This window comes from Anaerotignum propionicum DSM 1682 (genome assembly GCF_001561955.1).
Lineage (GTDB): Bacteria > Bacillota > Clostridia > Lachnospirales > Anaerotignaceae > Chakrabartyella > Chakrabartyella propionicum.
This window is the reverse complement of sequence record NZ_CP014223.1, coordinates 1-18220: the sequence shown is the minus strand read 5'-3', so window position 1 is coordinate 18220 and position 18220 is coordinate 1. Positions and strand designations below refer to the sequence as shown.

Genomic DNA, 18220 nt, shown 5'->3' with positions numbered 1-18220 from the left:
ATCAACATTTTGTGGATAACTATATGTTTTTTAAAATTTTCAAACAGAATTTTAAAATATTCCTATTGGTTATCCACAATATCCACATGTTTTATACACATATACACATTTTTTTAAGAAAAAAGGTGGTTTAGGAAAAACTCTTTTCCTTTTTCCACCACATTTTCATTCTATTTCTTCTTTCAATAGTTCTTTTTCAATGAAAGGCGGCAATTCTTGAAAAATATCTTCTTCAAAATCGACTGCTTCCGCTTCTTCCATATCTTCACTTAACATATCTACCACTGCAATTTGACTTGCCATGACCTCTTCTTGGAAAATTTGTTCTTTTTCAGCCATGGTAACATCCCCAATTTCTCCTGTTGCCTCTTTTGGCATTTCCTCCTTGGAAATATCAAGTTGCAGCTGTTCCTCCATAACAGGTTCTTTGTCCTTCTTACGGAAAGCAGGCTTAAATTTAACCTTTAGTACCTTTTCATGCTCTGGGTGATATGCCTGATCCTTTGCCATTTGCACAGCCTTTATCTCTTCTTCTGAAAGCATATATATGCTCACACCCATTTGAATGGGTTTGGCATAAGTGAAGGATCCCGTACGGCTATGAATGCCATTCAATACTACACCATTGTCCTCACCATCTAGTAGAGCTAAAGCAAAGCAAAGATTCCCTCCCATTTCTTCAAAAGGATTATAGCGTACCAAACCAACCTTTTGGATATTGCTTTTCATGGTTTTGTCCATATCGGTAACCATATCCAACAGTTTTCCGTACTTTCCTTCAATTTCTTTTGAGCTTTTATAATATTTTTCTAATTTCATCTCTAAATTATGGCTAGGTCTACGGTTGGTGCCCATAAAAAAATCATATCTTTTCTTTTGTCCATTGAACTTTACAAATAGGACAACACACAAAATGAAAAGTAGAAGCACCGATATGCCTAAGCCTATAAGAATATATATGATATAATCTTGCTGCAATTCCATTTGTAATTATCCTTCCATTCTTTTCATCATGGTTAAAAGTCTATCCAAATCTTCTTGAGAATAATACGTAATTTCAATTTTCCCCTTATTTTTCATTTGACTGATTCGCACCTTTGTGGAGAAAATAGTTTTTAATTCATCCTCAACTGCTTTTTGATTTGCATTTTCTGATAATTCTTTTTTGTCATTTTTGCTTTTCTCTTTTTGACTTAGCTCTGCTTTCACCAAGGCTTCTGTGGCTCTTACGCTCAATTCTTCTTCAATCACATGCTCCGCCAATTCAAACTGACGCTCTTTATCCGTAATGGAAAGGAGTGTTCTAGCATGACCGCTTGACAGCTTATTTTCAACAACAAAGTTTAAAACCCTCGAATCTAGCTGTAATAAACGCAGAGAATTAGTAATTGCAGAACGACTTTTCCCTACTTTTGTTGAAATTTGCTCCTGACTAAGGCTGAATTCGTCCTGCAATCGACGATAGCTTTCAGCCTCTTCAATGGGATTTAAGTCTTCTCTTTGTAAGTTTTCCACCAAAGCTGCTTCAAAAGCCTCAGCGTCTTCCCATTTCCTTTCAATGGCAGGTATTTTTTTCAATCCAGCAATTTTTGCTGCTCTCCAACGTCTTTCCCCTGCAATAATCTCATAGTAGTCTCCATTTTTACGAACTACCACAGGCTGAATCATACCATAAGTTTTTATGGACGCAGCCAGCTCTTCCAGAGCAGTCTCATCAAAATATTTTCTTGGCTGTTTCCTATTTGGCTCAATCATATCTATCTCAATTTCCCAAACGCCGGTTTTACCCATATCTTTTCCTGTTTCTTTTAAATCTTCCAACTTATTATTGATCAATGCTTCTAATCCCATTCCTTTAGAACCTAATCCCATTTTTTTAGCAGCCATAAATTAACTCCACTCCCTTTCGATAACTTCTTCTGCTAAAAGTGCATAACTTTCTGCCCCTTTGGATTTGGGGTCATATAAATGGATGGGAAGTCCATGGCTTGGTGCTTCCCCCAATCGAACATTTCTTGGAATAATACTACGATATACACTGCTTCCTAGGCTTCGCTTTACTTCCTCTACCACCTGCAAAGATAAATTTGTTCTTGCATCAAACATGGTAAATACAATTCCTTCTATTTCTAAGTAAGGATTTAATCTTTTTTTTACCAAATTAATGGTATGAAGCAACTGCTCTAACCCCTCCAAAGCAAAATATTCACATTGGATAGGAACCAACACAGTATTGGCGGCTGTAAGAGCATTAATTGTAATGAGATTTAAAGAAGGAGGACAATCAATAATAATAAAATCATAGGACTCTTTTATTTTTTCCAACTCTTCTTTTAATATAAATTCTCTTTCTTCTTTTCCGATCAACTCTATTTCCGCCCCAGTAAGGCTAATATTCGCAGGAATGATTTCTAAACCCTCTACACAGGTAGGTTGTTTAATATCGCTAATTGTAGCTTCACCTAAAAACATATTATATATTGTTAATTCCATACCATTTTTATCAAGACCAAGGCCACTGGTTGTATTTCCCTGTTGATCTGCATCTATTACAAGGACTTTCTTTCCATATGTAGCTAAACTGGCAGATAAGTTGATTGCTGTAGTAGTTTTTCCTACTCCACCCTTTTGATTGGTCACTGCAATAACCCGTACTTTACCCATGGATTCTCCCGCCTTTCATTGCTATCTGCAAAAATTATAGCACATACCCTTGTGATTGAAAAGAAAAAACAGTAATGTTTCACGTGAAACACTACTGTTTTAATGCTCTTCACAAATTATGTTTCACGTGAAACATAATTAGCGTCTTGGATTTACAAAAACACGGATGGCCTTGGGAATCACCTTCACTTCAAAAGGCATTCTTGGTCCCATTTCTCCATCAACAGTTGACTCCATAATTTTAAAATCATCCGCAAGACATTCTATCTTAAAATAAGAATCCCTTAAATATAAGATATTTTTCGTATCATTGATATGATCTCCTGTTAGCATTTTTAAAAACAAAGGAGACAGCTCTATTAATGGTCTTCCACGAATTGCAATCAATTCAAACATACCATCCTGAATAGATGCCTGTGGAGAAAGTTTTGTGAAACCACCCGTACCGGCACTATTCATAATCATATACAAATACAAATCCTCTTCGACAACTTGGCTACTGGTTGTAATACGAAAAGGTATTTTATGAAAGTTTGGGATTTGTTCTACCCCTTTTAAATAATAAGAAAGACTTCCAAGAACATTTTTTAAATCTTTATCTACAGTCTGAGATACATTGGTGAGAAGTCCACCTGCACAAACATTAATGAAGTAAGTTGTGCCGTTCACAAGCCCCAAATCTATGGCAACAGGATGAGTATTGGCAATGGCATGGCAAGCATCTTCAACCTGTCCACTTTTGAATCCAAGAAAGGTTGCAAAATCATTTGCTGTTCCTGAGGGAATAATGCCTAGTGGTATATCCATTTTCCGCCTCATCATTGCATTTAATACAATATTTACGGTTCCATCGCCACCGGAAGCAACAATTAAGTCATAATCATCAGGCATTTGCTCAATATGCTTTGTAATATCCCCTTCCGTCATGGTACGAAAAGGATGAACCTCAAATCCCCCATCCTGAAAAATACCAATACAAACATCCAAATCAAATTTAAAGCTTTTATTCCCAGAAAATGGGTTATAAATCAACTTTAGCTTTTTCATGGTAAAACACCTCACTTTTACATTTGCTCTGGTGCATCAATGCCCAAAAGGCTTAGGCCTTCCTTCATAACTGTTTTTACAGCCACTACAACGGCCAAACGTGCCTGACGGACATCTTCTTCACTATTTAAAATAGGATTATCATGATAAAATTTGTTAAATGCCTGAGCCATTGCAACCAAATGTCTTGTCACTACAGAAGGCTCCAGTTTATTTGCTGCATCCTTTATTTTTTCAGGATATGCCTCCAGAAGCTTGCAAATATCCAATGAAGCTTCATCAGAAAGAGCATCAAAGTGAATATCGTCCAGACTAATTTCCCCAGCTCGTTTTAAAATACTGCAAGCTCTGGCATGAGTATACTGCACATAAGGTCCTGTTTCCCCATCAAAGTTAAGCATTCTTTCCCATGAAAAGACTACATCCTTGATACGACCATTATATAAGTCGTTAAAAATGACTGCACCAATACCAACTTGCTTTGCAACCTCTTCTTTATTTTCTAAAGATGGATTTTTTCCTCAATAATTTTCTTTGTTTCCCCAATTGCCTGATTCAACAAATCTTCCATTAATATAACATTGCCATGGCGAGTTGAAAGCTTACCACTATCCAAGCTTACCAAGCCAAAGGGAACATGAATCAAATCTTTATACCAATCATAGCCCATCAAATGAATTACTTCAAACCATTGAGCAAAATGGAGATTTTGATCTAATGCCGTCAAAATAATGCACTTATCAAAATTATATGTTTTTTTACGGTACAATGCCGCCGTGATATCTCTGGTTGCATAAAGGGTGCCGCCGTCTTTACGAATAATTAGGCAAGGGGCCATATTTTTATGCTCCAAATCAACAATCATTGCACCTTCGCTTTCCTTAAGAATATTTTTTGCTTTTAATTCCTCCACAACAGGAGCCATTTTATCGTTGTAAAAGCTTTCTCCGGTATACGCATCAAATTTTACACCAAGCATTTTATAAACTCGTTCAAATTCCTTGATACTAATATCATAAAACCATTTCCAAAGTGTGAGCGCTTCTTCATCGCCCTCCTGCATTTTTACAAACCAAAGTCTGGCTTCATCATCTAAAGCAGGGTTTTTCTCAGCTTCATCATGAAATTTTACATAAATGCGCATTAACTCCTGAATGCCTTGGTTTTCAACAGCCTCTTTACTACCCCAATTATGATAGGCAACAATCAACTTACCAAACTGTGTGCCCCAATCCCCCAAGTGATTGACACCTTCACAGTTGTAACCTAAAGCTTCATATATTTTATATATTGCATTTCCAATTACTGTAGAGCGCAGATGTCCCACATGAAAAGGTTTTGCAATATTTGGTGAGGAATAATCGATAACCACAGTTTTTCCCGCACCAATATCACTTTTTCCATAATTCTCTTTTTCAGCTAATACCTTTGACAAAATCTCCTGAGCATAAATACCCTTTTTTACAAAAAAATTGATATATGCACCAACCACTTGAATATTTTCAATAAACGCAGGCTTGTCCAGCTTTTCTGCAACCTCTTGCGCAATCATTGGGGGTGCTTTGCGAAACACCTTTGCCAAACGAAAGCAGGGAAATGCAAAATCTCCCATGGCCTTGTTTCCGGGTATTTCTACTGTGTTTAAAGCATCTTCCAAAGAAAGCTCCGTGGCCTTTGCTAAGAGTCCGGCAACCTCCATTTTAAAATCCATATTAAAATCCTCCAATCAGAATTCATAAGATCAAATTACATGTATAAAAATAATAAAAAATAAGTGCGTACTTCTATAAACTCTATCATAAAACCCCAGTAAAATCAAGGGAAACACCAATTCATAGGATATTATAATCAAATTTTTAACGAAAAAAAAACATCCCATTAGAGATTCATGCTCCGCTTTCAGGATGTCTTTTCAATCGATCGCCTTTTCAAACTTTCAGCCGTACTTCACAGTCAAATTCACATAGGAAATATGTTCTCTCATCACTGCATAAGCCGTTTGATAATCTCCATTTTTGATTGCATCTAATAGTTTTCCATGCAAATCAAGAGTTACATCAATAGCCCTGGGATTTTGTGTAAGAGACTCCCGCAGTGCCAGCCTAATGCCCTTTTCAAAGGATTCTTTGGCGGCAATCATCGTACTGATGAGAAGATTGTTATGAGTTGCCGCTGAAACTTGCAAATGAAACATGGTGTCATAATCTACAAATAAATTCACATCATGTTTGCTTTCCACCATTTTTTCATAACAAAAGGTGATATTTGCGATATCCTCAGGGGTAGCCCTTTTTGCTGCATAGCTTGCCGTTTCCGCTTCCAACATATATCTAAATTCCAATAGGTCACCTATATCAGAATTTTCCACCGTAATACTAAAAGGAGCAATATTCACAATATTATCAATTTCATTGATAAAAGTACCTGCTTTTGAGCGCTTAATAAAACCAAAAACAGCCAAAGCCGTATAAGCCTCTCGTAGGGTACTACGTCCAACTTTTAACATATCACTTACAATATTTTCATTCGGCAGCATATATCCTGCCGGGAGCACTCCACCCATAATCAGTTCCTTAAACCGCTGGAACAAATTTTGGGAAATATTGCATTTACCTAAATCCTTGGTCAAATAAGCTACATTCTCCGCAAGATAATCCCTCTCCATACTGCTCCTCCAAACGCTACATTCTTAACATGTTCTTAACATCGATGGACATATTTTATCATTGTTTTTTTTGCCTGACAAGAGCTTTTCTTATTTTTCAAATACATATTCCTCTTGAATCTCTGAAATAGGAATTTTTCGATCTAGCAAAAAGGATGCTGTTTCATCATGAACCTCTGCCAACCGTTTTTGATCCTTTCTTCGGATAAGCTGATCTTTTTTATTTTGGTCTAATGTGAGCATTTCATAAACACTTCGTACCACAAAGTGGTTCTTATCCTGTGCATTTCTAAATTGTGTCCAAACAGGAACAAAAGAAACCTTTGTTACATTTGGTGGTGCATCTCCCACCTGTTCAACGCTTAGGTGCAAAATAATAGATGCATTTCTGGGAGGTGTTGTTTGAGAAGAAATAAAATTTCCTAAGGAATAAATAATAAACCCATCATGTTCACCATCACCATGGTCTATCTTACGGTATTCCATACGCTGCAATACATGGGGATGACTGGCTAGAATAATATCTGCCCCGGCAAGAAACATCAAATCTGCCCACTTTTGAAATACTTCCTTTGGATAGTTTTCATATTCGTTACCCATATGAGGCATAACCACAACAACATCTGCCCGCTCTCTGGCCTTTTTAATATCAGCTACCATTTGATCCTCATCTATGAGATTCACCAAATATGCGTCAGGCACAGCAATCCCATTGGTTCCATAGGTATAGGATAAAAAAGCAAAATTAATTCCGTTGACATTCTGATATAAAATTTTATCCCGATCTTCTGCTGAACGATACGTTCCCATATGGGCAATTCCTACTTCATCCAGCTTGTCCAATGTTCGGATTAATCCTGCCTTTCCCGTATCCATACAATGATTGTTTGCCGTGGTCAAAATATCAAAGCCTGCGTCTTTCACTGCATCCAAAAATGCATCAGGGGTATTAAAGCAGGGATAAGAAGAATAGCTTCGTCCTGTTCCACCAAAGGTTGACTCTAAATTTCCCAGAACAAGGTCATAGCCATCGAAATATTTCTTTACATCTTGAAAATTATGCATAAAGTCATAGCTTCCCGTGGAGGGGTTATACGCCTCTTGATATTGATAGTCATGTACCATAATATCACCCACAACCGCCAGTTTAGCCTCTCTAACAATAGGCAATGCTTGACCCGTGGAGACAGAGTAATTTTGCCGGCCTTCGGCTGAGCAGGAGGTAAAAAAGAAACATATAAACAACAGTGAAATTATTTTTTTCATTTTATACCTCCAAATAGAAGCGTTATATACTTTAGTAAAATAACATCCGTAATACTATAAAAATAAAATCTCTTTGAGAAAAGGCCAAGAAAGCATGTAGAAAAGAAAGCCCGCTTTTGCGAATAGGCTGCAAGTAAAACGGGCTTTTTCATTTCTGATTCTTTGCTTTATAAAATTTCATTGACTAAAATAAAAAACTACACAAAAAATTAGTTAGGTTCTTCTTCATTTAAACTCAGTGCCGTACCATTTTTAATGGAGCGACGGCAAATATAATATATAAAACAACATAATAACGAAGGTGCTAACACCAAAATAAAATAGATGGCATTTTTCCACATGAAAAATACCCAGAAAGAAAGCAGAAGCATAAAAACCGGCAAAATGGCACCTGTCCACTTCCCATTTGGTCTGCTTGCCACAACGCCTTCAATAAAAACCATACAAACAACCAGTGAAATTACTTTCCCCACTGCCAAACAAAACTCTATGTCCCACATCTTCCCATACACCTCGATTTTCTGATACAATCTAACTTGATTCTAGCAGTATAATGAATAATTGTCAAATAATCATCAAAAATTTTAATGTAATTATATAAAATTAACAAATAATTTTTTTAAATAATTGCAATTATTTTTTTCTTTATTATATTAAACTAAAAAAGATACCAACAATGTTGGTATCCTTTTTGTCTATTATTTATTCAGTGATTGAAGTTTCTTCTTCTGAGATAATAGAGCTTTCCTCGTTTGCAGAGGTTTCATCATCCAAAATCTCTAGTTCATCATCTTTAATATCTTCCTCAGATATTTTTGCGATACCCACAACCGTTACACCGTCATTCAAATTCATCAGTTTCACACCCTGAGAAACACGGCCAATGGTTGAAATATCCCTTGCACGCAGGCGGATTATAATGCCTTCTGATGTCATTAGCATCACTTCTTCATTCTCCTCAACCAATAAAACACCGGTCAATGCGCCTGTTTTTTCTGTCAATTGATGCACCTTCAAGCCTTTTCCGCCACGATATTGCACAGTAAACGCATCTGTTTCCGTACGTTTTCCAAAGCCTTTTTCCGTTACATTCAAAATTTCTGCATTTTCCATAATCTTCACGGCAGAGACCACATAGTCCTCCTCACGCAGAGTAATGGCCTTTACACCCGTAGCCGTACGACCCATAGGACGCACATCTTTTTCAGAGAACTTAATACCCAAACCATTTCTTGTTGCAACAAAAATTTCGTTTTCACCATTGGTTGTCATAACGGAAATCAGATTATCATCATCCCTTAAGTTAACAGCGATTAAGCCACCCTTACGGATATTTGCAAAGCTTGCCATCTCTGTTTTCTTAATGATGCCCTGTTTTGTTATCATAACAAGGTATTCATCTTCCTTAAATTCCTTCACAGGGATAATCGCAGTAATGCTTTCACCGGGAGCAATTTCCAGCAGATTCACAATTGCCATGCCCCTTGCTGTACGCCCTGCTTCTGGAATTTCATAGCCTTTCATTCGGTATACTCTACCCCGATCGGTAAAGAACAAAATGGTATCATGGGTGGAGGAAAGGAACATATCTTTAACAAAATCTTCCTCTCTTGTCTGCATACCAACAATACCTCTACCACCTCTATTTTGACTCTTATAGGTATCCAAAGGCGTACGCTTAATATAGTTCAGGTTAGAAAGAGTCATAACGCAAGTTTCTTCCTCAATCAAATCCTCCACATCAATTTCACCGGGGTTCTGCACCAACTGGGTACGGCGTTCATCCCCATATTTATCCCGAACTAACGTGATTTCATCCTTAATGACGCCGAGCATTAATTTTCTATCTGCCAACAAAGATTTAAAATGAGCAATTTTTTCCATCAAATCTTTATACTCCGCATCGATTTTTTCGTGCTCCAAGCCCTGTAAACGACGCAGCTGCATTTCCAAGATTGCCTGCGCCTGAATCTCTGAAAGCTGAAAGCGTTCCATCAGGCGTTCCTTAGCATTATCATAGCTGGTACGGATTATGCGGATTACCTCATCAATATTATCAATGGCAATACGCAGACCTTCCAGAATATGAGCTCTTTTTTCTGCTTTATCCAGATTAAATTTCGTTCTTCTTGTGACCACATTTTCCTGATGTTTCAAGTATTCCGAAATGATTTGCTTCAAGTTTAAAGTTTCAGGCTTACCATTGACCAACGCAATCATAATCGCGCCAAAGCTTTCCTGAAGCTGGGTATATTTATAAAGCTGATTCAAAATAACATTGGCATTTACATCTTTCTTCAGCTCAATAATAATCTGGATATCATCGCCAGCGGAGGCATCATACAAATCGTTAATGCCTTCAATACGTTTATCCTTTACCAACTCAGCTATTTTTTCAATCAACCGAAGTTTATTCACCATATAGGGCAATTCTGTAACCACAATTTTTTCACGGCCGTTTGACATAGGTTGAATTTCTGCCAATGCACGAACCAAAATTTTCCCTCTACCGGTACGATACGCTGCACGAATTCCGCTTTTTCCAAGGATTGTTGCACCTGTGGGGAAATCCGGGCCCTGGATATGCTCCATTAATTCCTCAACATCGGTATCTTTATCATTGATAGTATTATCAATCATACAAACAACACCATTAATGACCTCTGTCAAGTTATGCGGTGGTATATTGGTTGCCATACCAACAGCGATACCTGATGAGCCATTTACCAGCAAGTTAGGGATTCTAGCGGGCAAAACAGTAGGTTCTTTTTCGTTTTCATCGTAGTTTGGCACAAAATCAACGGTATCTTTTTCGATATCCGCCAACAATTCTGCTGTAATTTTAGACATTCTTGCCTCGGTATAACGGCTTGCAGCAGCGCCGTAGCCATCGATCGAGCCGAAGTTACCGTGGCCATCCACCAGCATATAGCGCATTGAGAAATTCTGAGCCATACGCACCATTGCCTGATAAATAGAGCTATCACCATGAGGGTGGTATTTACCCATGGTATCACCCACAATACGGGCCGATTTACGGTAGCCTTTATTGGGGTCAAGGTTCATTTCATTCATAGAGAAGAGGATACGTCTTTGCACTGGCTTTAAGCCATCCCGCACATCGGGCAATGCACGGGCAACGATAACGCTCATAGCGTAATCGATATAGCATTTTTTCATTTCCTCGTTGATATCTATGGAAACGACCTTATCTATTTCTTTGAATTCGTCGCTCATTTTTTCACCTCTTTTTAAATTTAAAGGGATAAGACAAGACCTTGGGTCTTTGCCCCAACTCCCCACAAGGGATTTCATCCCTTGACCCTTTATTTTAGAAACTTCATTTTCGAAGATTGGTTAGAATTTCTATTTTCTTAGACCTTGGGGCTTTGCCCCACTTCCCTACAAGGGATTTCATCCCTTGACCCTTTAATTTCTAAAACTTCATTTTTGAAGGGTAGAATTAAATTAAAAAATTATCCCTTGGAAAACGCAGTTTTCCATATTGGGTCAAGGGCACAGCCCTTGCAGGGTCTTAGGGACAGCGTCCCTAAGGTCTTACCCTTGAAAAAAGCTTGAAGGAACTGACCTTTTTTCAAAAAAGCCAACGCTTAATAATCCATTTCAGCATACTGGGCATTTTCAGCAATAAAATCCCTACGTGGCTCTACACTGTCCCCCATAAGCATACTGAATATCTCGTCGGCAATCAAAGCATCACTGATGTCAACTTTTTTCAAAATACGGTGTTCCACAGCCATGGTGGTATCTCTCAACTGATCAAAGTCCATCTCACCTAGACCCTTATATCTCTGTACTTCTTTAATCCCTGTTTTTCCAATCTCATTGTATAACGTTTCTAACTGTAAGTCGTCATAAACATAATAATGCTGTTTATTCTTCTCCACACGGTATAATGGTGGCTGGGCAACATAAACCTTGCCTTCCTCAATTAATTGAGGCATATAGCGGTAAAAGAAGGTTAAAAGCAATGTACGGATATGGGCACCATCCACATCGGCATCTGTCATGATAACAATTTTATGATAACGCAGTTTATCAATATCAAAATCTTCTGAAATACCTGTGCCAAAAGCGGTAATCATATTTTTAATTTCTTCACTGCCTAAAATACGATCCAGTCTAGCCTTTTCCACATTTAAAATTTTCCCTCGCAAAGGTAAAATCGCTTGTGTTTTAGGGTCTCTTGCCTTAATTGCACTGCCCCCCGCAGAGTTACCCTCTACGATGTAAATTTCGCATTCAAAAGGGTCCTTACTGGTACAATCTGTTAGCTTGCCGGGCAGTCTTGTATTCTCCAAGCCTGTCTTACGGCGTACCAATTCTCTTGCCTTTCTGGCAGCGTCACGGGCTCTGGAAGCCATCATACCCTTTTCAATGATATTTTTAGCTATCGCAGGGTTTTCCTCCAGATAATAGGTAAAATATTCGCTTAAAACGCTTTCAACAGCATTCTTCGCTTCGCTTGTGCCTAATTTCGCCTTTGTCTGACCTTCAAACTGAGGATCTTCGACTTTAATACTGATAACAGCGGAAATACCTTCTCGTACATCATCACCGGAAAGCTTCTTATCCGCATCCTTGAGAATACCGATTTTTTTCCCGTAATCATTCAATGTTTTTGTCAAACCGCTTTTAAAACCAATTAAATGGGTACCACCATCAGGGGTATTAATATTATTGACAAAGCTAAAAATGTTTTCGGTATATCCATCGTTATACTGAAATGCCACTTCCACCAAAATACCATCCTTCTGGCCACAGCAATAAAAAATATCGCTATATAATGCCTGACGGCTTTTATTAATATAAGCAACAAATTCTTTAATACCACCTTCATAGTGGAAAGTACGATTCTGTTCTATCCCCTCACGCAAATCTATGAGGTTAATTTTCAAGCCTTTTGTAAGAAAAGCCGTTTCTCGCAAGCGCTGCTTTAAAATATCGTAGGTAAAAACCGTTTCCTCGAAAATTTCAGGATCGGGCAAGAAATGCACATAGGTACCATGCTGTTGTGACTCACCAATGACAGTTAAGGGTGCTAATACATCACCACGGGCATATTTTTGCTCATAGAGCTTGCCTTCAGTATGAATGTTTACCGTCAGCCATGTGGACAGAGCATTTACAACTGATGCACCAACACCGTGGAGACCACCGGAAACCTTATATCCCCCACCGCCAAATTTACCACCGGCATGCAAAATCGTAAATACTACCTCTACGGCAGATATTCCCTTTTGCTGCTGAATACCAACGGGAATGCCTCGGCCGTTATCCATAACAGAAATAGAATTATCCGGATGAATTTTTACGGTTATTTCAGTACAAAAACCTGCCAAGGCCTCATCCACCGCATTATCCACGATTTCGTAAACCAAATGATGCAGCCCTCTGGCGCTGGTAGAACCGATATACATTCCCGGTCTTTTTCTAACCGCCTCTAAACCTTCCAACACTTGGATTTGACTTTCATTATAATCTGATGACATAAAACCTCTCCTTCAACTAAATCTTTTAGGGTTCTTCATCGTGCTTTGTGCCAAAGAAAAAATAGGTTTCTATCATAAAACCTATTTCAAATCAAAAATGATAGGTAAAATTTTTACTTTTTTTAAAGCTTAGACACTGTTTTTTAGTGTATTTTGTTATCCTATGAAACACGCTTTTTGAAATTCCCTATACATAGAAAAACGTCTGAATATTAAGAAATAAAAAATCTAAAAAAGAACTTTTTATGTTCCAATTTTTAGTGAGTTTTTAATACATAACTATTATAACATTTTTAAAAGAATTCTACAAGAAGAAAACCTTATATTTTCAAGGAAAACATCAATTTTTAATGAAACTTTCGAATGTTTTTCCTTCCTTATTAATTAATATATGATAATCATTAAGAAAATATAGGGTATTTTTGGATTATTTTAGGGAATTTTTAGAATATATCTTTTTTGAAAACTTTTTTCTGGAACATTTTAAAGTTTGTGTTTCCCGTACAGACATTTTTAATGTCATATTGAAATAAAAAAAGCGTATGTTTTAGGCATTACGCTTTTTTTCCATTCCATCCTCTGCGACAATTTTTCCATTTTCCACATAAAACAAATTATCTTTGCTGATATATTTTTTTATTGCATCCTCAATTCCTGTGCAAGTCAAAAACGCCTGCAAGCCATCAATACTTTCCATCAAATATTTTTGTCTTCTTTCATCCAATTCAGACAACACATCATCTAAAAGTAAAATAGGATCTTCCCCTGTCTCTTCCCGTATCAAATCAATTTCTGCCAACCTAGCTGCCAAAGCTGTAGTTCGTTGCTGACCCTGAGAACCGAAGCTTTTCACATCCTTTCCATGAATGGTAAACAAAATATCGTCTTTATGGGGCCCAAAATTGGTACTGCCTAAATAAATGTCTCGTTGCAAATTTCGTTTTAGCCTTTCCTCCATATGTCCCGGCTCGCAATTTGGTTTATATATAATTTTTAGGGCATCTAAGCCCCCTGTAAGAGCGTTAAGCTTTTCAGTGGCGATTTTATCCAGCCTTTTCAAAAAATCCGTTCTAGCCGCCATAACGCGCTCACCGTAATCAATCAACTGGGCATCCCATACAAAAAGAGTGTCTTGTAACGACGAATTCTTCTGAATCTCCCGCAATAAATTATTTCTCTGCTTCAAAATACGGTAATATTGCTGCAAATCATAATAATAAACGCGGCTAAGCTGACAAAGCTCCATATCCAAAAAACGTCGCCGCTCTGCAGGCCCGTCTTTAATCAAAGAAAGATCCTCAGGGGAAAAAACTACGGTATACAAAGTACCAAATAAATCCCCCAGCTTCTTGATGGGCACACCGTTTCTGGCTATGCCCTTTTTGGTATCTCGTTTCAAATGAACATCAATACGCTCTTTTCGGTTATTTTTATTGATTAATAAGCGGATGTGGCTTTCTTCCTCTTGAAAACCAATCATTTGCCAATCATATTTTGTCCGCATAGACCTTCCCATGGCACATAAATAAAGGGATTCCAAAAAATTGGTTTTCCCTTGAGCATTCTTCCCATAAAAAACATTAATTCCTGGAGACGGTTTAATTTGCATCTCCATCAGATTGCGAAAGCCTTGCAAAGAAACCTCCGAAATTTGCATAAATATCCACCCGATATACAAAATTATTTTAAAAAGATTATTCGACAAAATATTATATGTTAAATTAATAACAAAAATTATTATTTCTACATCCGATTTCTAATACTAAAAAAACAGAAAAATAAACACTTGCTTATTTAAAAACATTTTATTTCTGAATGAAAACAAGCAACTGTTGAATTATTTTGTCCACAAAAGCAATATTTTTATAACAGCGAAAAAAGCCCGCTGTTTTTTGCAAAATTTTATTTGCAATACGGGCCTTCCCACTTAAAAATGAACAAGATACTATGTTCAAATTATTATTTGTTTTACTCTATACTGACAATCTTAAAACACATCTCAAAAATTAGGAGTAAAATTATTTAATCTTCCATCACAACTTTTACCGATCCTAATCCCTTCACCTCAACCACATCATTGTGGCGTATTTTCTTTCCTCTTTCCAAAGCCTGTTCTCCGTTTACATAAACCAAACCTTCCGCAATCAAGGCTCTTGCATCAGAACCTTGTCCGATGATACCGGCAAGTTTTAAAATCTGCTGTAATTTAATAAATTCTGTTTGAATTCCAACTTCCTGCATAAAGTAGTCCTTCTTTCTTATTATTTACATAAAATCATTACATTCTTAGTGGGAGAATCAAATATTTAAAGGAGTCTCCCTCCACAGGCAATATAGTACAAGGGCTTAAAGAAGCGGTAAAGTGAATTTTTACGTTTTCTTCATCAATAGAACGCAGGGCTTCAATAAAATAACGGGGATTAAAAGCAATGGAAATTTCTTCCCCTTCCACTTCCACAGAAATTTCCTCGAAAGCTGTTCCCATATCACTTTTAGCGGTAATTTCCATATTTTTTGTTTTGATTTGGAAGCGAACCGGCGTTTTTCTGTTATCTCTGGAAACCAATGAAGCACGTTCCAATGATTGAATCATTTGGTTTTTATCTACTAAAACCTCAGTTTTAAAATCCTCTGAAAAACTTTGCTCATAACGGATAAAATCCCCCTCTATCAAACGTGAAACCATAATTGCTGTGCCCAAATCAAACAAAATATGTTTGTCTGTCACATAAAGTGAAACCAAATCTTCATCAGATTGAGATAAAATTTTATTCAATTCACTTAAAGTTTTACCAGGAACAATCACATCATTTTTTCCACAACTTTGAATCAAATTATTTTTTCGGTAAGAGATACGATAGCCATCTACAGAAACTATATTAAAAAATTCATCATGAAACTCAAATAATTCCCCTGTTAAAACAGGTTTTGCATTATCTTGGGCAATGGAAAAAATGGTCTGACGAATCATGTTTCTTAAGTCATTTTGCTTTAAAGTATATGCCTGATTTTGTTCTACCTCAGGCAAAGCCGGAAAATCATCTCCACCTTGGCCCATAATGCTGAACTCTGAAGAACCGCAAACGATGGTTACTGCATTTTTTTCATTTGTTGAAATCGTTACGTCCTCTCCGTTTAATCGACGAACAATCTCATTAAAAATGCGAGCTTCAATGGCAACTTCGCCCTTTTCCAAAATGTCAGCTTCAATAGCAGCGGTTTTAATTCCCAATTCTAAATCATTTCCAGTCAGAACAAAGCCTTTATCATCAGCAGTTAGTAAGATGCATTCCAAAATAGGCAGTGTGGTACGATTGGAAACCGCTTTATTCACGATATTTATGTACTGTAACAGTAGATCTTTTTTACAAATCAATTTCAAGTTGTTCACAACTCCTTTTCACACAGTGTTTGAAGAAATAAATAAGATTTAATCCGCAGTAGCAGTAGTAGGGGCTGTGGGTTTGTGGAAAACCTCTTTTTTCCCCAAGAATCAAGAATTTTGGATGTTGACAAGCCATGTGGAAGCCATGGGGGTAACAGATAGGCTTATCCACAGTATGCACAGCAAGGCTGAATTGTCAAAAGTTGTCCACAGTCTTTCCCTAGCCTGCTCCACAAGGCAATGTGGAAAAATTATTGCCCCTTAATTACCTTCTCCAGCTGCAAAATGGTGTTTTGCAATGCCGTATCATTTTCCAACTGCTTTTCAATTTTAGAAATTGCATGAATTACAGTTGTATGGTCACGTCCTCCAAAACTTTCACCAATCTTTGGTAGAGAAATATCTAATAATTTTCTGCATAAATACATAGATATTTGTCTGGGGAAAGCAATATTTTTGGGTTTTTTGCTTCCTTGTATATCTTCTATGCGAATATTAAAATGTTCCGCCACGATTTCTTGAATGGAATCAGGGGTAATTGGCGCAGAAGCATTCTCACTGAAAATATCTTTTAATGAGTTCTCTGCCAAGAAAATAGAGATATCTTGGTTTGTCAATGTTGCAAATGCAACAATTCTGGTCAAAGCACCCTCTAATTCACGAATATTTGAAGCAATATTTTTTGCGATATATGCCAAAACATCATCAGGAACCTGCAAATTATCCCGTTCTGCTTTTTTTCGCAAAATTGCAATTCTTGTTTCATAGTCCGGTGGTTGAATATCTGCAATTAAGCCCATTTCAAAGCGGCTGCGCAATCTATCTTCTAAAGTTTCAATTTCCTTAGGCGGTCGGTCCGAGGAAATAATAATTTGCTTTGTTGATTCATACAATGCATTAAAGGTATGGAAGAATTCCTCCTGAGTACCTTCTTTTTTGGAAATAAACTGTATATCATCAATCAAAAGAACGTCGATATTTCTATATTTATTACGAAAAGCCTCGTTTCTATTGTTTTGAATAGAAAGAATCAATTCGTTGGTAAAGGTTTCACTGGTTACATATAAAACCTTGGCTGAACTATTGTTATCCAAAATATAATGGGCGATGGAATGCATAAGATGGGTTTTGCCCAAACCGGAGTTACCGTATAAAAATAATGGGTTATAGTTTTTTGCCGGTGCTTCGGCAACCGCCAGAGATGCCGCATGAGCCATACGGTTGCTGTTACCAACCACAAAGGAGCTGAATACATATTTGGGATTTAGATTTCTTGGAATTTCAGTACCTTGTTTTTGTACTTCTTTTTTCTCCATTAATTTAACAGGCAACTCATTGCCCATTAAAATAATGATTTCCAAATCTGTTTTTGTAACCTGTTTTATGGTATTTTTCAGCAAATCAAAGTAACGTTTTTCCAGCATATCCTTGGCCAAGGGATTATCTACCTGCAAATATAGACAATGATCCTGCAAGCCGTAGGGTACAATGGGACGAAACCATGTCTCAAAACTAACGGCGGAGCTTTCTTCCTCGATAATTTTTAGTGCTTCGTTCCACAATTCATTTATTTGTTCCATTATGTACCTCCTGTTAAAATTTTGTGGATAACAATCTCGTTATTCACAATTAAATGTAGATGGCTGTGAAAGAAAAGCTTCTTAATGAGAGACAAGCCGT

Annotated in this window: 16 protein-coding genes; 1 reads left to right on the top strand and 15 read right to left on the bottom strand. The window is 37.2% G+C overall.

Annotation, left to right across the window (positions count from 1 at the left end; all coding sequences use genetic code 11):
• Positions 1-165: 165 nt before the first annotated feature.
• From CPRO_RS00075 to dnaN, 14 genes are all read right to left on the bottom strand, one after another.
• On the bottom strand, positions 166-984 hold the full coding sequence (locus CPRO_RS00075; protein WP_066046496.1) for a DUF4446 family protein: 819 nt from the start codon (positions 982-984) through the stop codon (positions 166-168).
• 6 nt (positions 985-990) lie between these two features.
• Positions 991-1887: a ParB/RepB/Spo0J family partition protein gene (locus CPRO_RS00070; protein WP_066046494.1), complete on the bottom strand. Its 897-nt coding sequence runs from the start codon at positions 1885-1887 to the stop codon at positions 991-993.
• Positions 1888-1890: 3 nt separating this feature from the next.
• Positions 1891-2664 carry a ParA family protein gene (locus tag CPRO_RS00065; RefSeq protein ID WP_066046492.1) on the bottom strand — a complete coding sequence of 258 codons (774 nt, stop codon included), beginning with the start codon at positions 2662-2664 and terminating at the stop codon, positions 1891-1893.
• Between the two features lie 138 nt (positions 2665-2802).
• Positions 2803-3711, bottom strand: a complete 909-nt coding sequence (locus CPRO_RS00060) for a YegS/Rv2252/BmrU family lipid kinase (protein WP_066046490.1) — start codon at positions 3709-3711, stop codon at positions 2803-2805.
• 17 nt (positions 3712-3728) lie between these two features.
• Entirely contained in the window at positions 3729-4112 is a 384-nt protein-coding gene (locus CPRO_RS15965) for a DALR anticodon-binding domain-containing protein (RefSeq protein ID WP_330383849.1), read from the bottom strand.
• A gap of 101 nt (positions 4113-4213) precedes the next feature.
• A complete protein-coding gene (gene argS / locus CPRO_RS00055) occupies positions 4214-5422 on the bottom strand; it encodes an arginine--tRNA ligase (protein WP_330383848.1) in 1209 nt (402 codons plus the stop codon).
• Positions 5423-5647: 225 nt separating this feature from the next.
• Positions 5648-6376: a FadR/GntR family transcriptional regulator gene (locus CPRO_RS00050; RefSeq protein WP_066046488.1), complete on the bottom strand. Its 729-nt coding sequence runs from the start codon at positions 6374-6376 to the stop codon at positions 5648-5650.
• Between the two features lie 90 nt (positions 6377-6466).
• Entirely contained in the window at positions 6467-7642 is a 1176-nt protein-coding gene (locus CPRO_RS00045) for a CapA family protein (RefSeq protein ID WP_066046486.1), read from the bottom strand.
• 209 nt (positions 7643-7851) lie between these two features.
• Positions 7852-8142, bottom strand: a complete 291-nt coding sequence (locus tag CPRO_RS00040) for a hypothetical protein (RefSeq protein ID WP_066046484.1) — start codon at positions 8140-8142, stop codon at positions 7852-7854.
• A 202-nt stretch (positions 8143-8344) separates the two neighbouring features.
• Positions 8345-10879, bottom strand: a complete 2535-nt coding sequence (gene gyrA / locus CPRO_RS00035; RefSeq protein WP_066046482.1) for a DNA gyrase subunit A — start codon at positions 10877-10879, stop codon at positions 8345-8347.
• 374 nt (positions 10880-11253) lie between these two features.
• Positions 11254-13155, bottom strand: a complete 1902-nt coding sequence (gene gyrB / locus CPRO_RS00030) for a DNA topoisomerase (ATP-hydrolyzing) subunit B (protein WP_066046480.1) — start codon at positions 13153-13155, stop codon at positions 11254-11256.
• Between the two features lie 547 nt (positions 13156-13702).
• Positions 13703-14812 (bottom strand): DNA replication/repair protein RecF, encoded by a 1110-nt coding sequence (gene recF / locus CPRO_RS00025; RefSeq protein WP_066046478.1) that lies wholly within the window; start codon positions 14810-14812, stop codon positions 13703-13705.
• A gap of 365 nt (positions 14813-15177) precedes the next feature.
• Positions 15178-15396: an RNA-binding S4 domain-containing protein gene (locus CPRO_RS00020; protein WP_066046476.1), complete on the bottom strand. Its 219-nt coding sequence runs from the start codon at positions 15394-15396 to the stop codon at positions 15178-15180.
• Between the two features lie 37 nt (positions 15397-15433).
• The gene (gene dnaN, locus CPRO_RS00015) at positions 15434-16537 is read right to left on the bottom strand and encodes a DNA polymerase III subunit beta (protein ID WP_066046474.1); all 1104 of its coding nucleotides are present in this window, start codon (positions 16535-16537) and stop codon (positions 15434-15436) included.
• An 82-nt stretch (positions 16538-16619) separates the two neighbouring features.
• Here dnaN and CPRO_RS00010 point away from each other — a divergent pair, with 82 nt between their 5' ends.
• The gene (locus CPRO_RS00010) at positions 16620-16805 is read left to right on the top strand and encodes a hypothetical protein (RefSeq protein WP_066046472.1); all 186 of its coding nucleotides are present in this window, start codon (positions 16620-16622) and stop codon (positions 16803-16805) included.
• Here the strand turns inward: CPRO_RS00010 and dnaA are convergent.
• Positions 16792-18123 carry a chromosomal replication initiator protein DnaA gene (dnaA, locus tag CPRO_RS00005; protein ID WP_096348647.1) on the bottom strand — a complete coding sequence of 444 codons (1332 nt, stop codon included), beginning with the start codon at positions 18121-18123 and terminating at the stop codon, positions 16792-16794. The genes CPRO_RS00010 and dnaA overlap by 14 nt on opposite strands.
• Positions 18124-18220: the final 97 nt, after the last annotated feature.